Raw genomic sequence first — 16576 nt, 5'->3', positions numbered from 1 at the left:
CAGGCACCGTCCGCCGGCCGTCATCGCGGCGGGCGCTCCGGCCGGAGCCGGTCAGTGGGTCAGGCGGACTTCTGCAACGTCCAGATCTGCGCCGGCGCCCCGACCGCGTGCTGAAGCTCGATCAGCCAGGATCCGTAGTACGGCCGGTTGCTGACGCCCAGCGCGTAGCGGCTCGCACCCGCGGTGATCATCAGGCCGTTGCCGGTGGGAGCGAGCTTCCACAGCTGCGCGGCGGCGTTGCCGCAGGGCTGCTGGGACACCCACATGCCCGGGCCGGCCGTACCGCCTGTCTGGAGACACTTGCCCGACGCGCCGGAGCGGATGCGGCCGTAACCGTTGCCCGCGTCGTCGACGTACCACTGCTGAGGGGCGTAGCCGGTGCGTGGTGACCCGACCAGCACGGTTCCGTCCGCGGTCCGGCCGCCCCACACTTCCGCGGCCGTGCCGGTGGCGCCGTTCGTGAGGACGTAGCGCGTGTTCGGCGTCGTGCCGCCGTCGGCGGCGGTGCGGAAGGATGTGGCCTTGCCCGGACCGCTGTCCTTCCCGGACAGGTCCCGCACGGAGACGGCGAGGGTGTGGTCGCTGCCGGGCTTCAGGTTGTAGACGCGGGCGCTGTTCCCCTTCACCCATCCGATGGCCTTGCCGTCAAGGAAGAGCTGGTACCAGGCGGCGTTGCTCACGGCCGGCCAGGTGGCCACGACCGAGTCCGGCGCGATCTGCCCGATGGTGACCGAAGGCGCCGTGGACGGACCGCCCGTCGGCCCGCCGGTCGGAGTCGGGGTGGGTGTCGGTGTGGGCGTCGGATCGGGTTGGGTGGTTCCCCTGGTACGCATGAGGAACTGGCTGTCGGCGATGTTCCAGTGCGTGGCCAGATAGCTGCCGGGCCGGGGGTTGGTGTGGAAGTAGTCGTCGTGGTTGCAGTCCAGCCGGTTCTCGTAGGCGCCGTTCTGACAGATCGAACGCATCCGCGGGTAGTACGGGCTGTCCGAGTAGCACATCACGTCCCACTCGTCGGTGCAGTGGGCGCCCCGGCTGGTGTTGGGTGCGCTGTTGTTCACCGCGCCGAGGTTGTGGCCCAGTTCGTGGGCGGCGGTGTGGCCGCCCCAGCAGCCTGTGTCCGTACGTCCGTAGGAGGGGCCGAAGTTGCTGAGGTTGTTCTGGGCGGGCCGCTCGTCACCGGCGAAGGTCCCTATGCCGCAGTACACCTGGGCATCGGCGAAGATCATGTACTTGCGGTCACGGCGGTCCAGACCCCGGGCGGCGAGCGCTCGGTTCATGGCGCTGAACTCGGCCAGCGCCGAGGCGGGGAGCTCGATGTTGAGCACCGTCGGCACGCAGTCCGAGCCGGTGACATAGCGGATGTGCCGTACGCCGCCGGTGTCCTGGGCACTCACGGAGAAGATCAGGTCGGCGTCCGCCGCCCACTTGCGGAAGGACGCCAGGTACGTGGCGTACCGGTCCGTTCCCGGGGCGTGGACGTAGACCACCTGGACGCGGTTGCCGGTCGTGCCGTCACCGTCGCACTGCACGGTCTGCCCGGCGGGGCCGGTCGCCGCTGCCTTGCGGGTGCCGGAGGCCGTCCCCTCCGGCGGGCCGCCCTGCTCCGGTGCGGCGGCGTCGAGCGCGGGGGTGGAGGTCCGGGGCAGTTCCGCGCCTGACGCCTTGTCGTCGGACCGGTCGGGCGCCTGCTTGGCCGGGTCCTCGGCGGGGGCAACCGCCTCGACGGCCGGAGGCGTGTCCTTCTTGATGTCGACGCCCTTCGGAGGGGCGTCCGGGCCGTGCGTACAGTGGCCGGCCGTCGTGCGGTAGACGCCGGCGCACGGATCCCCCTCGGGCGCAGGCGTCAAACCCTCGTAGACGAGTCCGCGTTCGGGCTCGTTCTTCGGCTTCTTGACCAGGGGTTCCGGCTTCTCGTCCCGCGCGGGTCCGGCGGCCGGCACGGGCGCCGTGGTCGGTGTACCGGCGGGCTGGGCGAGCGGCACAGGGCGGTCGGTCCCGGCCGCCGGCCCGGCGGCCTCGTAGGTCACGCCTGCGACGACCGCCATGGCGGCGACGGCCGCGGCGAGTATGAGACCGGGGGCCCTACGGCGACGCGGCTTCAGTCTTCGACGTCCTGACAAGTGGCACCTCTTCCGTGATCGGAGAACAGTGCGCGGAAGCCTGCCAGAACGCCGGGACAGAAAATTCAGACATAGAGGGGCCGAACGAATATGTGCGTTCCGTTACCTGGTGGTTCGAAATGACGATCCATCAAATTGCTTGTGTCACACGGAAGTTGAGACATAGAGGCAAGAATGGTTCAGTCTTTGACGGCCTTCTCGTTATCCGATCGAGATAAACGACGCCGCTATTTGACTCGCAGTCAACGGAATGCCTCACTCCAAAGAATTCCCGCCATCACGCATGGTGCGAATCAGAAACAGTTGCTTGGGGAATCCATAAGGCGTCCCGATGCCTCAGGAGTGGCGCAGCTCACATACTGAGCAGTTGGTAATGTCTCTCGCCCGATGGGAACGTGAGGACGGCGGGCTCCGCTGGAGAGCTCCGCCGGACATGGCAGGGTGTGAGGAGCGACTGTGCGTGCCATACACGTCACCGAATTCGGCGGGCCCGAGGTGCTGCGGCTGGTGGAAGTACCAGATCCCCGGCCCGAGCCCGGCCGTCTGCTGATCGACGTCTCGGCAGCCGGCGTCAATTACGCCGATACGCACGCGGTCGAGGATTCGTATCTGTCCCGTTCCGCTCTGCCGATGATCCCGGGCGGTGAGGTGGTCGGCCGCACGGAGGACGGACGTCGGGTCGTCGCCCTCGCCGACAACTACGGCGGTTATGCCGAAAAGGCGTCCGTACGGGAGGACTTGGCGATCGACGTCCCGGAGGCGGTGAGCGACGGTGAGGCCCTGGCCCTTGTCGTCCAGGGCCTCACCGCCTGGCACCTGCTGCGCACCGTGGGGCGCGTGGCTCCGGGCGAATCGCTCGTCGTGCACGCCGCCGCGGGCGGCACCGGATCCCTCGCCGTGCAGCTCGCCAAGATGTTCGGGGCCGGACGCGTCATCGCCACCGCCTCCACCTCGCAGAAGCGCGATCTCGCCCTCTCCCTCGGCGCGGACGTCGCCGTCGACGCCGCCGCGGAAGGCCTCAAGGACCGGCTGACAGAGGCCAACGAGGGCAGGAAGGTCGACGTCGTCCTCGAGATGACCGGTGGGCCGGTCTTCGACGAGTCCCTCGCCGCACTCGCGCCCTTCGGCCGACTTGTCACGTACGGCATGGCGAGCCGGCAGCCCCCGCGTCCCGTCCATGCGGCGCAACTGATGGGCCGCTCCCGCGCGGTCGTCGGCTTCTGGCTGATGCACGCGGTCGGGCGTCCCGGCATGTACCGCGAACCGATGTCCGAGCTGCTCGAGATGGTCGGTGACGGACGCCTGAAGCCACAGGTCGGCGGCGTCTACCCCCTGACCGAGGCGGCACGCGCGCACGAGGACCTCCGAGCCCGCAGGACCGTCGGCAAGCTCATCCTCGACACGTCCCGCTGATCCTGGGCTTCGCGAGCCCGTACGTCACGTACGGTCCCCGCTGAGCCTGGGCTTCGCGGGCCCGCACGTCACGTGCGAAGTCGTACGTCAGGCGCTGACGGCCGCGCGCCGGATGGCGTCGAGCGTGCGCCTCACGTCGTCGTCGGAGGTCGACCAGTTGCTCACCGAGATACGCATGACGCGCCGGCCGTGCCAGGTGGAGCCGCTGATCCACGCCGTGCCGTCTTCGAGCAGCCGGGCGAGTACGCGGTCCGTGCGTTCGTCACTTCCGAACTCGGCGCAGACCTGGGTGAACACGACCTCGTTGAGCACCGTCGCACCATCGATCTCCGCGATGCCGGTCGCGAACGTACGGGCGTGCCCGCACAGCCGCTCGACGAGGTCGGCCACACCTGAGCGGCCGAGAGACCTGAGGGCGGCCCACACGGTGAAGGCCCTGCCGCGCCGGGAGAGTTCGGGAACCTTGTCGATGGGGTCGCCGTGTTCGTGCTGGATGAGGTAGTCGCCGCGTTCGCCCATCGCCGCCCGGAGCGCAGAGGGATCACGCACGATCGCGAGGCCGCAGTCGTAGGGGACGTTCAGGGTCTTGTGGGCGTCCGTCGCCCAGGAGTCCGCGTCCGGGCAGCCCGCCGTCAGGTGGGCGTACCGCGGTGAGGCGGCCGCCCACAGTCCGAAGGCGCCGTCGACGTGCACCCACGCGTCCGCCTCGCGCGCGGCACGCACGCTCTCGACGAAGGGATCGAAGGCGCCGGAGTGGACGTCGCCGGCCTGGAGGATCACGATCGTGGGGCTCTGTCCTCCGGCCGTCAGCGCGTGCCGCAGGGCGTCCGGCTCGATGCGCCCTTGATCGTCCGCCTTCACCAGGTCCGGCCTGCCGAGCCCGAGGTAGCGCAGCGCCATGTCGATGGCCATGTGCCGGGACTCGCCGGCGACGACGTGTACGGCAGGGCCGCCGGTGAGGCCGTCGCGGTCGACGTTCCAGCCGGTGCGCCGCAGCACGGTGTCGCGCCCTGCGGCGAGGCAGGTGAAGTTCGCCATCGTCGCACCTGTGGTGAAGCCGACGGAGCCGGCGCTCGGCAGGCCGAGCAGATCGAGCAGCCACGCTCCGGCGACGTCCTCCGCCGCCGCGTACGCGGGCGAGACGGCGCGCATCACGCAGTTCTGGTCCCAGGCGCTGACCAGCCAGTCGGCGGCCAGCGCGGCCGGTTCGGTGCCGCCGACCACGAACCCGTAGAAGCGACCGCTGGGAAACGCCGTGAGCCCCGGCTCACAGGCCGTGGCCATCAGGTCGACGACGTCGGCGGGGGTGCTGGGGCCGTCGGGCAGTTCGGCACCGAGCGCCCGCACGATCTCGTCGACCGAGGCGCGGGCGGGAACCCGGCGGTCGGACAGACTCGCCAGCCACCGGACGGCATGGTCATGCGCCCGTCGGAGCGCCGCCTCGCGCGCGTCCATACTCCGGACTATGCGACCGTCGCGGCAGCCGCGCAAGCCGTGGCCTGTGTGCTGGTCCCCGCCATGCCACGCTCACCGCGCCGGTTCCGGCCACCGCCCTCCCGTCCACCGCGCCGGCCGTCACTCGACCGTCCCCCACCAGGCCCCGCCTCCCGCCACGTCCGCCGCCGGGGGGTCGGCCCGGCCCTCGCCGAGGGTGAGGCGGGAGACGATGCGGTAGCGGTCGCCCCGGTAGAGGGAGCGGACGTACTCGACCGGTCTGCCGCCCGTGTCCGAAGTGGTCCGGTCGAAGAGCAGCGCGGGTGACAGGACCGGAACGTCCAGGAGGGCGGCCTCCTCCTCGTTCAGCACGGTCGGCTCGATCGACTGGACCGCGTGGGCCGGTCGGATGCCGCGCCGTCGGCGCAGGTGGGCGTAGAAGCCGCCTTCCATGTCGGCGGCGGTGAGGCCGGGGACGAGGTCGGCCGGGACGTGGAGGTGTTCCAGGGCGATCGGGGCGCCGTCGACGTGCCGGAGGCGGGTCACGTGCACCAGCTCCGACGCCGGGGAGATCGCGAGTCGGCGGCCGATCCGGGCGCCCGCGTGCACCGTACGCAGGTCGAGCACCGTACTCGTCCAACTGCCCCGGCTCGGCGGGGCGTCGGCCGCGTGGTTCTCGGCGACCAGCTCCTGGGTGATCTTGTCGGGCGCGACGAACATGCCGCGGCCGTGCTCCCGTACCAGCAGGCCCGTGGCGACGAGTTCGTCGACCGCGGCGCGCAGGGTCGGGCGGGAGACCCCGAGGGTGGCGCAGAGCGTGCGCTCGGACGGGATGGCGTCACCGGGACGGCGGCTGTCGATCACGGTCAGCAGATGCTCGCGGACGCGCTCCCGCTTGAACTCCATCCTGTCCCCTCCCCGGTGCGCCGTCGGCTGGGGTCAGTATGCATCTCCCTCGGTGGAGGAGGTCACGAGGCCGTCGCGGGTGAAGTCGAGGCGGGAGACGATGCGGTAGCGGTCACCGCGGTAGACGGAGTGGACGTACTCGACGGGACGGCCGGCGGTGTCGAGGGTGAGGCGTTCGATCAGCAGGGCGGGCGAGAGGACGGGGACGTCCAGGAGCGCGGCCTCGTCCTCGCTGACGACGGTGGGTTCGATCGACTGGGTGGCCTCCTGGACGTGGACCCGGTGGTGCTCCCGCAGGTGGTCGTAGAGGTCGCCCGCCTCCAGCTCCTCCGGGGTGAGGGCGGTGCCGACCAGGTCGGCCGGGATGTGCAGGTGCTCGATGGCCATGGGAGCGCCGTCGACGAGGCGGAGGCGTGCGACGTAGAGCAGTTCGGCCGCGGGTGAGAGGCGGAGCCGGCGGCCGATGCGGGCGCCCGCCCGGGTCCTGGCGGACTCCAGGACGGTGCTGGACCAACTGCCCGATGCGCGGGGCACGGCGAAAGGCACGTCGTCGGGGGCGAGTTGCTGGGTGATCTTGGCAGGGGCGACGAACATGCCGCGGCCGTGCTCCCGTACCAGCGCGCCCGTGGCGACGAGTTCGTCGACGGCGGCGCGCAGGGTCGGGCGGGAGACCCCGAGGGTGGCGCAGAGCGTGCGCTCGGACGGGATCGGGTCACCCGGGCCGCCTCCTTCGATGAGGCCCAGCAGGTGTTCTCGTACCCGCTCCCGCTTCAGCACTCCACTGGAGGAGCCGTCCTTCATGCCGCTCTCCCTGACTGGTCAACTGGTAAGTCCGATACTACGGGCATCGGTCGCCCTGTCACTGAGTGAACAACCCATGTTTTCCAAGGGATTGACGGCCGACGCACTCCATGCCACCTTCTGGTCACACACCTGACCACTTGACCAATTGGTCAACCATGCATCGAGGTGCCCGTGAAGACTCGTCCCCTCGTCGCCCACGTCGCCCTCGCGGCGGCCGTCGCGATCGCCGCCACGGCCTGTAGCGGATCGGGCGATCCCGCGGCCTCCGGCGGACCGGAGAAGGTCACCGTATGGATCATGAAGGACAGCGTCACCGACGCCTTCCTCACGCGCTTCCGCACCGGCTTCGAGGCGGAGCACAAGGACATCGACCTCGACATCCAGATCCAGGAATGGGACGGCATCGGCGAGAAGGTCACGGCAGCCCTCGCCAGCAACGACGCCCCGGACGTCATCGAGGTCGGCAACACCCAGGTCGCGCAGTACGCGGCGAGCGGCGGCGTTCGGGACCTCACCGACAGAACGGACGAGCTGAACGGCGCCGACTGGCTTCCCGGACTCGCGGAGCCCGGGAAGGTCGACGGCAAGCAGTACGGCATCCCCTGGTACGCGGCCAACCGCGTCGTGATCTACCACAAGGACCTCTTCTCCCGCGCGGGCGTCACCGCGCCGCCGAAGACACAGGCCGAGTGGCTCGCCGTCACCGCGAAGCTGAACCGGGGCACGTCGCAGGGCATCTACCTCCCAGGCCAGAACTGGTACACCCTGTCCGGCTTCATCTGGGAGGAGGGCGGGGATCTCGCCGTCAAGGACGGCACGGCCTGGAAGGGAACGCTCGACAGCCCCCAGGCCCTCGCCGGCATGGACTTCTACCGACAGCTGCAGGCCCTCGGCAAGGGGCCCAAGGACTCCGACGAGGCCAAGCCCCCGCAGGCCGAGGTCTTCGCCAAGGGCGACGTCGCCCAGATCATCTCCGTACCCGGCGGTGCGAAGATCGTCGAGGAGGTCAACCCCGCGCTGAAGGGCAAGCTCGGCTTCTTCCCGATCCCGGGCAGGACGGCGGAGAAGCCCGGCGCGGTCTTCACCGGCGGCTCCGACCTCATCGTGCCGGAGGCCTCGACCCACCCCGAGGCCGCCTACGAGGTCGTCGAGGCGCTGGCGGGCGAGAAGTGGCAGACGGACCTGGCCAGAACCATGAGCTACGTCCCCAACCGCACCTCCCTCGCGGCCGTCATCCAGAACGACGAGGGCACCGCCGCCATGGCGGCGGGCGCGGCGCAGGGCCGGGCCACGCCGAACTCCCCGCGGTGGGCGGCCGTCGAAGCCACCAACCCGATCAAGCAGTACATGACGGCCGTGCTCACCGGCACCGATCCCGCGCGGGCGGCCGCGGACGCGTCCCGGAGCATCACCGAGACCCTCGGCTCGTGAGACGGGACGCACGACCCGTGACGCGGCCGAACGGGCCGGTCTTCTGGCCCTACCTCCTGGTCGCCCCCACCGTCCTCGGCGGGGCGGTCCTCCTCGCCTACCCCTTCGTGCGCAACCTGTTGATCTCGTTCCAGCAGTACGGAATGGGCGAACTCATCCGCGGCGACGCGGGCTTCGTGGGGTTACGCAACTACCAGACCGTCCTGGCCGACCCCACGTTCTGGGAGGTCGTCAGGCGCACCTTCTGGTGGACCCTGGTCAACGTCGTACTGATCATGGTGATCGGCACACTGGTCGCGCTGATGATGCAGCGACTCGGCCGATGGACGCGGATCGTGGTGACGAGCGGGCTCGTGCTCGCGTGGGCCAGCCCGGTGATCGCCACCACGACCGTCTTCCAGTGGCTCTTCGCCTCCCGGCTGGGAGTGGTCAACTGGGTGCTCGTGCGGCTCGGATTCGAGTCCTTCGAGGGCTACTCCTGGCTGGCCGACGGCCCGGCCGCGTTCACCGTCCTGGTCATGCTCGTGGTCTGGCAGTCGGTTCCCTTCGCCGCCATCACGCTCCACTCCGCGCTGCTGACCGTGCCCTCCGAACTGTACGAGTCGGCCCGGCTGGACGGGGCCGGCGGCTGGCGGATCTTCCGCTCGGTCACGCTGCCGCTCCTTCGGCCGCTCTTCGGACTCGTGCTCTGCCTCGAAGTCATCTGGGTCTTCCGCTGCTTCGCCCAGATCTGGGCGGTCACCAAGGGCGGGCCGGGCGAGGCGACGACCACGCTGCCCGTCTACGCCTACCGGGTCGCACAGTCCCTGCACCGGTACGACCTCGGAGCGGCCGTCTCCACCCTGACCGTCCTCATCCTCGTGGCCGCGCTGATCGCCTACTTCCGCCACATGCTCCGACAGGAGGCCGACCGGTGAAACCGCGCGGCCCGCGCCGACTTCCCCTGCGCCGACTTCCCCTGAACACCGCGGCGGCACTCGTCTTCGTCCTGGCCGTCTTCCCGGTGTACTGGATGGTCCTCACCGCCTTCCGGCCCACCCGCGACATCCAGTCCGAGACGCCCCACCTCCTGCCCGTCTCCGTCACCCTGGAGCACTTCCGCGACGCCGTCGCGGCCGACGGCTTCTGGATCTTCTGGCGCAACAGTCTCCTCGTGACCGCCGGGTGCGTCCTGCTCGCGCTGGTGGTGGCGCTCGCCGCCGCGTTCGCCGTCGCCCGCATGCGATGGCGCGGCCGGCGCGGCTTCATCCTCATGGTCTTCATCGCTCAAGTGGCGCCTTGGGAAGCGCTGTTGATCCCGATGTACGTCATAGCCCGGGACGCCGACCTGCTCGACCGGCTGACGACCCTCAGCCTCATCTACTTCATGGTCACCCTGCCCTTCACCATCGTCACCCTCCGCTCCTTCCTGGCCGCCGTCCCGGCCGAGCTCGAAGAGGCCGCGCAGGTGGACGGCTGCACGCGTGCCGCCGCCTTCCGCCGGGTGACTCTCCCCCTCCTCGCCCCCGGGCTGCTCGCCACCTCGCTCTTCGGGTTCATCACCGCCTGGAACGAGTTCGCCTTCGCCAACATGCTGATCATCAAGAACCAGGACGACCGCACCCTGCCCGTATGGCTCTCGTCCTTCTCCAACGTCTTCGGCACCGACTGGGGCGCCACGATGGCCGCCTCCACCCTCTTCGCCCTGCCCGTCCTCGTCCTCTTCCTGGTCCTGCAAGGCCGGGTCGCCGCCGGAATGACCGGCGGAGCCGTGAAGGGATAACGCACCGCGATGCCCCAGCCCCGACTCGTTCCCGAACCCACCCATCTCTCGCTCCTGCCCGGCAGGTTCACCTTCGACGGCACGACCGCGCTCAAGGTCTCGCCCGGCGCCGAGGCCGCGGCCGGACTGCTGCGCACCCTGCTCGGCCCGGCCACCGGCCTGCCTCTCCCCGCGCGTCCGGACGGCTCCGTCGTCCTGGCCCTCGACCGCGCCCTCACCGGCCTCGGCGAGGAGGGCTACGGTCTCACCATCGGCACCGAAGGGGTGCTGCTGCGGGCGGCCCGCCCTCAGGGCCTCCTCGCCGGAACGCAGACGCTCCGTCAGCTCCTGCCCGTCGAAGCGCTCCGCGCGGAACCCGCGGCCGGCATCGCGTGGTCGGTCCCCTGCGCGCAGATCACGGACACACCCCGCTTCCCCTGGCGCGGCTCCATGCTCGACGTCGCCCGCCACTTCCGCCCCGTGTCCTTCCTGCGGCGGTACGTCGACCTCCTCGCCTTCCACAAGCTCAACGTCCTCCACCTCCACCTCACCGACGACCAGGGCTGGCGCATGCCGGTCGCGGCACTCCCCCGGCTCACCGAGGTCGGCGGGCTGCCGCACGGCGGCGCCTACACACGCGCCGAACTCACCGGCCTGGTCACGTACGCGGCGGAGCGCGGTGTCACCGTCGTGCCCGAGATCGAGATGCCCGGACATGTCCGCGCCGCCCTCGCCGCCTATCCCGAGCTGGGCAATCAGCCGGGCCGCACGTACGACGTCTGGGATCGATGGGGCGTGTGCGACACCGTCCTCGGCGTCCATGACGAAGCTCTCGACTTCTGCCGTACCGTCCTGGACGAGGTGACGGAGGTCTTCCCGTCCTCGTACGTCCACGTCGGCGGAGAGGAGTGCCCCACCACCGAGTGGCACGCCTCCCCCAGCGCGCGCCGACGCGCCGCCGATGAGGGACTGTCCGGTCCTCAAGCCCTGCACGGCTGGTTCATGGAACGGATCGGTCGCCACCTTCTCGACGCCGGCCGCCGACCGCTCGGCTGGACCGAGAACGGCGCCGATCTCCCGCCGCACTTCACCGTCATGCCGTGGCGCGACGCCGACCACGGCCGCACGGCCGCCCGCCGCGGACACCAGGTCGTCATGACACCCCACCGCACCACCTACCTCGACTACCCCCAGTCCGCCGGCCCCGGGGAGCCGCCCGGCCAGGGAGGCGGGATCGTCGACCTGCGCGCCGTCCACGGCACCGACCCGGCGCCGGCGGAGTGGAGAGCGGAGGAGTCGGCGCAAGTCCTCGGCGCACAGGCGCAGTTGTGGACCGAGTACGTGCCCACCGACGCGCACGCCGAGTACCTCGCCTTCCCTCGGCTCTGCGCCCTCGCGGAGGTCGTCTGGACGGGCCGTCACGACTGGCCCGGCTTCCGGGACCGGCTCCGGCACCACAGGACCCGGCTGGACGCCCTCGGCGTGCCGCGCCGTCTGTCCGCGACGTCCGCGCCCCTTCTCGCCCCCGTGTCCCCGTGAATCCGCCCGTGACCGGTCCCGCGCCCCGGTGCGGACTCCCTGTCCCCACCCCCGTCAAGGAGAGGAATCCCCAATGAACGACCCGACCAGGAACAGCAGTCTGCGGATCCGTGCCGTGCTCGCCGTCGCCGCGGTGACCGGGCTCGGAGCCACCGCGCTCACCGCGCTTCCCGCGGCGGCGGCCGGCGAGGCCGTCACCGTCCATTACCGGCAGAGCGCCACCGGTAGCGACCAGGTCGAGCCCTGGCTCAAGGTGGTCAACACCGGCACGTCGAGCGTCCCGTTGAGCCAGGTCAAGGTGCGCTACTACTTCAAGGCCGATCCGGGAGCGTCGTACACCTACGCCTGCTCGTGGGCCGTGAAGGGCTGCGCGAACCTCACCGGCACCTTCGGCAGCCTGGCCGGCCCCACCCCGACCGCCGACCGCTATCTCGAGATCGGCTTCACCGCCGGCGCGGGGTCCCTCGCGCCCGGCGCGGACACCGGCGACATGCAGCTCCGCTTCCACCGCTCCGACTGGCAGCCGCTCAACCAGAACGACGACTACTCCTTCGGCCCGAGCCAGACGACGTACGCCAACTGGTCCAAGGTCACGGCGACCGTGGCCGGCGTTGCGGTCTGGGGCACCGCCCCCGCGGGCAACCAACCGACTCCGACCGGCCCGACCACTCCGCCGCCCACCGGGGCCGCGCTCTTCGACGACTTCGACTACACCGGCCACACGGACCCCGCGATCACCAACCACGGCTGGAGCGTGCGCTCCAACTCCGGCGGCCCCGGGGTGCCCGGGGCCACGTGGGCCCCCGAGAACGTCACCTTCGCGAAGGAGGGCACGAACTCGATCATGAACTTGCGGACCTCGACCGCCGGAACCGGCGAGTCCACTCGGCACACCGAGATCCTCACGCGCGCGACGAAGTTCAAGAACGGCACGTACGCGGCGCGCGTGCGGTTCTCCGACGCGCCGCTGTCCGGCCCGGACGGCGACCGCATCGTCCAGACGTTCTTCACCATCAACGACCTCAAGGCGCCGATGGCCGACGACTACGCCGAGTACGACTTCGAGTACCTCCCCAACGGGGGCTGGGGCGAGCCCGGCAACATCCTCTACACCACGTCGTGGGAGACCTACCGGCCCGACCCGTGGGAGGCCGTCAACCAGCACTCCGAGGTCCGGGCGAGCTACGCCGGCTGGCACGACCTGGTGCTGACCATCGACGACAACGCGATCGTCTACTACGTCGACGGCCAGGAGTTCGGCCGGCACGACGCGCGCTACCTCCCCGAGCGCCCCATGTCCATCAACTTCAACCAGTGGCTGATCGACCTCGCCGGCCAGACCTCGACGACGCCGCGCGGGTACGACCAGAAGGTCGACTACGTCCTGCACGTCAAGGACCAGGTGCTGACTCCGGCACAGGTGGCCGCCAAGGTCGGGGCGTACCGGTCGGCGGGCACGACCTTCGAGGACTCCGTACCGGCCGCGCAGTAGGCCGGCCGTTCCAGCCCCCCGACGGGACGGGGGCGCGAGCGTGGGACGCACGCGGGCCGGCGGCCCGCGCAGGAGGCTGAGCGGCCGCTGATGCACCACGATGGTGGAGATCCGGATCCCGGGCGACGTCCCTCGCCCGGGGTTCGCATCCTCGTGCTGCCGCGAGGAGCCGGAGGTACTTCACGCCACGAGACGCCGGGTGAATGACAGAGAGCGGGTGAAGACCTCCTCCACCTGGGCATCGGGCAGCCCGTGCCAGCCGTGGTCGGCACCCGTCACCGTGCACAGTTCGACCGGCGATCCTGCTCCTTCCAGTGCCGCGGCCAGGGATTGGCTGTGTGAGCGGTCCACCATGGTGTCCTCGTCGCCGTGGACGAGAAGGAACGGAGGGGCCCCGGAGTGGACGTGGGCGAGCGGGCTCGCCGCGCGGGCGCGCCCCGGGACGGCTGACGGGGCCGCGCCGAGCAGGAGCGCCTCGGGGGTGGCGGCGTCTTCGGGGGTGAAGCAGCCCCGTGCGGCGGTCAGGTCGCTCGGTGCGTACCAGATCACGGCGCCGGCCGGCGGCGGGTCGGCGTGGGACAGGGCGAGGAGCGAGGCGAGGTGTCCGCCGGCGGACTCCCCCCACACGACCGTGCGCGTGGTGTCGAGGCCGAGCTCCTCGGAGCGCAGGGTGAGCCAGCGCAGGGCGGCGCGCAGATCGTCCAGCGGGGCGGGGAACGTGGCCTCTCCGCTGAGTCGGTAGTCGACGCAGGCGACAGCGAGACCTGCGGCCGCGATGCGCGCGAAGGGTGTGGGATTCCAGTGGCGTGTGCGCATGCCCATGTCGTCCCGCCGCCCCCGTCGCCAGGCGCCGCCGTGCACGAACAGCACCAGCGGAAGAGGCTCGTCCCGGACGACCTCCGGCAGCCACAGGTCGAGTTCCAGCGGACGGCTGCCGTCGACGTCGGCGTACGGGACGCCACGCAGTTCGCGTACGTCGGGATCGCGGGGTGCGCCGGGCGGCAGAGGCGCGTGGTCGGGGTGGGGCGCGGTGATCAGTCGCCGCAGCGAGGGCCCGGTTCCTGTCATCGTGACCGCCACTGGTGGTCGGGCAGGAAGCGCACGTCGTACCGCTCGGGGACACGGGCGAACGTGTGGGGGTCCGGGACGACCGGCTGGTGCGGCAGGCCGAGCTGCTCGGTGGGCGCGCCGAGGTTCTCGAAGAACCGCTCGAAGGTGCCGCCGGGGCCGGCGGCGACGCCGACGACCTGACTGTGGTGGCGCTCCATGCGGTAGGCGTGCGGGCAGTTCTTCGGCACGAAGCCGAAGTCGCCGGGGACGAGCAGCTTCTCCTGCTGGTTGCCCTCGGTGTCCTCGACGAACAGTCGGACGGCACCGTGGGTGATGTAGAAGACCTCGTGGGTGTCGGTGTGCAGATGGGCCGGGATGAGGTCGCCCTTGGGGCCTTCGACGGTGAAGAAGTTGAAGGTGTTCTCGGTCTGCTCCCCGCCCGCGTAGATGGTGATCAGGTCGCCGAACAAGTGGGCTCGGTCCCCCTCGCCCTTCTGGATGAAGTAGGGCTTGCCCGGCTCCGTGGGTATCCGTGATGCCTGCCGGTAGCGGGTGGCGTACTCGATGGTCATGCGTTCTCCGGTGATCGGACTCCGCCAATAATGTCAGGTAGCCTGACATGAGAAGGTGTCGGCAATCAAGCGCCGGCTACGAGCCGGCTCCACCGTGAGGAACAGATGCAGTCCACTCGCCGCAACCTTCCCCAGTTGCTCGGAGAGGCCCGGCGCTGGTTCGAAGAGGGGCTGCTGACGGCCCTGGAAGCAGCCGGAGCCACGCCGGTGTCCCCGACACAGGCGCAGCTCTTCGCCGTACTGGACGACCAGGGGACCACGGTCTCCGAGCTGGCCCGACGCATGGGCGTCACCCGGCAGACCGCCCATCAGGCCGTACACGGCCTGGTCGCCACCGGCCTGCTCGAACAGATCCCGGACCCCACCTCGGCCCGCCGGCGGCTGATCCGGCGCACCGAGGACGGGGAGCGCGCACACCGCCAGGCCGGCGTGATCCTTGAACGGCTGGAGGCGCGACTCGCCGAGCGAATCGGCCGGGAGACGGTCGAAGCCTTGCGGGCGACGCTGGAAACTCCGTGGGGCCGGCCACCCTCTCCGAGCTGAGAAGGACGGCGCGACGCGACGCAGGCAGCCGGGGTGCCGCATTCCGAAACCTTCGATGTGATGCGCATCACTCTCTGGGTGCTTCGGGTCGGGCCTACGCGATCATGATCGGAATGGACGCTCGTTTCCTTGGTATCGCTGATCTGGCCGAAGCCCCGTCCGTGGCGGTCGTCGTCGACGTCATGCGCGCTTTCACCGTGGCCGCCTGGGCCTTCGCCCAGGGGGCGGAAAAGATCGTTCTTGCTGAGTCGCTGGACGAAGCCCTGGCGCTCAAGGCGCGCCACCCGGATTGGGTGGCGCTCAAAGACGGTCCGCTCGCGCCCGGCTTCGACGCCGTCAACTCCCCGGGCCTGCTGCGGTCTCTTGACCTCGGCGGACGGACCGTTGTGCAGAAAACCACGGCAGGAACGGTCGGCGCCCTCGCGGTCAAGGAGGCGCCGCTGGTGCTGTGCGCCGGCTTCGTGGTGGCGGAGGCAACGGCTCAGCTCTTGCGGATGCGCGAGAGCACCAGTGTCACGTTCGTCGTCACTGGCGAGGACGGGCAGGCCGATGAAGATCTGGCGTGCGCTCAATACATCGCTCGGAGAGCCGCCGAGGCTGGGACGGAAGCTGTTGAGTTCCTCCGCCGCGCTGCCGCGTCGCGCGCCGCCACCGAACTGGCGGAGGGTGTGCGTCAAGGAGTCCACCCCGATGACGTCGCACTCTGTCTTGAGCTCGACCGGTTCCCCTTCGCCATGGTGGCGACCCTGGAAGACTCGCTCATGGTCCTGCGTCCGTGCGCCATGCCCTCGCTGACCGACGACGCCCCGATCTGACCGCTGGTGAGGTCCCGCTCTCACCAGTTGGGTGCAGCGGTTGCCTTCAGTTCGCGCTCGCCGGTCGTACGTGTAGTTCCGCCTCGCGGGTGGGGAGGGATGGAACCGCAGGCCGATGTGTGCAAGTGCCCCATCGACGAGCCTGGCTCACATGCCGAAAGTGAATGTATTGCCCCATGTGCCGCGCTGGGCCCGGCTCGCTGCGGTAGGCGCCGCGTTGACCAACGTGCCCTCGGCGCTCTGGCGGGTGGCCATTGCCGTCGGTGTCCCCGTTGGGCTGGCGCAATCCGAATACGATCAGATGGGGGCTCCTGGCCTGGGATCGCTGGTCCTCGTCGGCCTCAGTCTGATCTCCGAGGTTTTCGCGTTCCTCACCCTTGGGCTGGTGCAGAGCTGGGGTGAGACATGGCCGCGTTGGATCCCCTGTCTACGCGGGCGCCGAGTCCCAGTCATGCTGGGCACCGGCGTGGCGGGACTCGGCGCGCTGGCCACGAGTGTCTTTGGCGCACTGTTCGTCTACACGTCGCTCAACGCAGACATGGAAGCCACCACCTGGGGCATCTGGCTGCTCAACATCGTCTACGCACCGTTGCTCTTCTGGGGTCCGCTGCTGGGCGCGGTCACGGTGCACTACTACCGGCGCCGGATGGCGGCCTCTCCCGCGCCGGCGTGAAGGCCCGGACGCTGTTGAGCACTTCATCCGGCGATCGACGCCA

15 protein-coding genes are annotated in these 16576 nt (G+C 70.3%); 9 read left to right on the top strand and 6 right to left on the bottom strand.

The window, feature by feature from the left end; translation table 11 throughout:
* Nucleotides 1-59 precede the first annotated feature (59 nt).
* Complete coding sequence (locus tag ABZY12_RS07170; protein WP_356888013.1) at nt 60-2045, bottom strand: RICIN domain-containing protein; 1986 nt, start codon at nt 2043-2045, stop codon at nt 60-62.
* A gap of 531 nt (nt 2046-2576) precedes the next feature.
* Between ABZY12_RS07170 and ABZY12_RS07165 the strand changes: the two genes are divergently transcribed.
* The gene (locus ABZY12_RS07165) at nt 2577-3533 is read left to right on the top strand and encodes an NADPH:quinone oxidoreductase family protein (RefSeq protein ID WP_356888011.1); all 957 of its coding nucleotides are present in this window, start codon (nt 2577-2579) and stop codon (nt 3531-3533) included.
* 87 nt (nt 3534-3620) lie between these two features.
* Here ABZY12_RS07165 and ABZY12_RS07160 read toward each other — a convergent pair whose 3' ends face one another.
* From ABZY12_RS07160 to ABZY12_RS07150, 3 genes are all read right to left on the bottom strand, one after another.
* Nucleotides 3621-4988: a pyridoxal-dependent decarboxylase gene (locus ABZY12_RS07160; protein ID WP_356888009.1), complete on the bottom strand. Its 1368-nt coding sequence runs from the start codon at nt 4986-4988 to the stop codon at nt 3621-3623.
* A 120-nt stretch (nt 4989-5108) separates the two neighbouring features.
* Nucleotides 5109-5873, bottom strand: a complete 765-nt coding sequence (locus tag ABZY12_RS07155) for a GntR family transcriptional regulator (RefSeq protein WP_356888007.1) — start codon at nt 5871-5873, stop codon at nt 5109-5111.
* A gap of 33 nt (nt 5874-5906) precedes the next feature.
* Nucleotides 5907-6674, bottom strand: a complete 768-nt coding sequence (locus tag ABZY12_RS07150) for a GntR family transcriptional regulator (protein WP_356888005.1) — start codon at nt 6672-6674, stop codon at nt 5907-5909.
* A gap of 168 nt (nt 6675-6842) precedes the next feature.
* On the opposite strand from ABZY12_RS07150, the gene ABZY12_RS07145 reads away from it, so the two are divergent.
* The 5 genes from ABZY12_RS07145 (at nt 6843) to ABZY12_RS07125 (ending at nt 12880) form a co-directional block, all read left to right on the top strand.
* Entirely contained in the window at nt 6843-8108 is a 1266-nt protein-coding gene (locus ABZY12_RS07145) for an extracellular solute-binding protein (protein WP_356888003.1), read from the top strand.
* 17 nt (nt 8109-8125) lie between these two features.
* Complete coding sequence (locus ABZY12_RS07140; RefSeq protein WP_356888001.1) at nt 8126-9025, top strand: sugar ABC transporter permease; 900 nt, start codon at nt 8126-8128, stop codon at nt 9023-9025.
* Nucleotides 9026-9120: 95 nt separating this feature from the next.
* Nucleotides 9121-9870 (top strand): carbohydrate ABC transporter permease, encoded by a 750-nt coding sequence (locus tag ABZY12_RS07135; RefSeq protein WP_356888143.1) that lies wholly within the window; start codon nt 9121-9123, stop codon nt 9868-9870.
* A 9-nt stretch (nt 9871-9879) separates the two neighbouring features.
* Entirely contained in the window at nt 9880-11388 is a 1509-nt protein-coding gene (locus ABZY12_RS07130; RefSeq protein WP_356887999.1) for a beta-N-acetylhexosaminidase, read from the top strand.
* A gap of 73 nt (nt 11389-11461) precedes the next feature.
* Nucleotides 11462-12880 (top strand): cellulose binding domain-containing protein, encoded by a 1419-nt coding sequence (locus ABZY12_RS07125; RefSeq protein WP_356887997.1) that lies wholly within the window; start codon nt 11462-11464, stop codon nt 12878-12880.
* 180 nt (nt 12881-13060) lie between these two features.
* Here the strand turns inward: ABZY12_RS07125 and ABZY12_RS07120 are convergent, their stop codons facing one another.
* The gene (locus ABZY12_RS07120) at nt 13061-13948 is read right to left on the bottom strand and encodes an alpha/beta hydrolase (protein WP_356887995.1); all 888 of its coding nucleotides are present in this window, start codon (nt 13946-13948) and stop codon (nt 13061-13063) included.
* Nucleotides 13945-14502, bottom strand: a complete 558-nt coding sequence (locus tag ABZY12_RS07115; protein ID WP_356887993.1) for a quercetin 2,3-dioxygenase — start codon at nt 14500-14502, stop codon at nt 13945-13947. Before ABZY12_RS07115 ends, ABZY12_RS07120 begins: the two co-directional genes overlap by 4 nt.
* A 105-nt stretch (nt 14503-14607) precedes the next feature.
* Between ABZY12_RS07115 and ABZY12_RS07110 the strand changes: the two genes are divergently transcribed.
* The 3 genes from ABZY12_RS07110 (at nt 14608) to ABZY12_RS07100 (ending at nt 16533) form a co-directional block, all read left to right on the top strand.
* Nucleotides 14608-15045: a MarR family winged helix-turn-helix transcriptional regulator gene (locus tag ABZY12_RS07110; RefSeq protein WP_356887991.1), complete on the top strand. Its 438-nt coding sequence runs from the start codon at nt 14608-14610 to the stop codon at nt 15043-15045.
* Between the two features lie 113 nt (nt 15046-15158).
* Entirely contained in the window at nt 15159-15860 is a 702-nt protein-coding gene (locus ABZY12_RS07105; RefSeq protein ID WP_356887989.1) for a 2-phosphosulfolactate phosphatase, read from the top strand.
* Between the two features lie 151 nt (nt 15861-16011).
* Nucleotides 16012-16533 (top strand): hypothetical protein, encoded by a 522-nt coding sequence (locus ABZY12_RS07100; RefSeq protein ID WP_356887987.1) that lies wholly within the window; start codon nt 16012-16014, stop codon nt 16531-16533.
* The last annotated feature ends 43 nt before the right edge of the window (nt 16534-16576 follow it).

This window comes from Streptomyces sp. NPDC006551, assembly GCF_040611675.1.
GTDB lineage: Bacteria > Actinomycetota > Actinomycetes > Streptomycetales > Streptomycetaceae > Streptomyces.
Note: the sequence above shows the minus strand (reverse complement) of the source record. Positions and strands in the feature narration are given on the sequence as shown.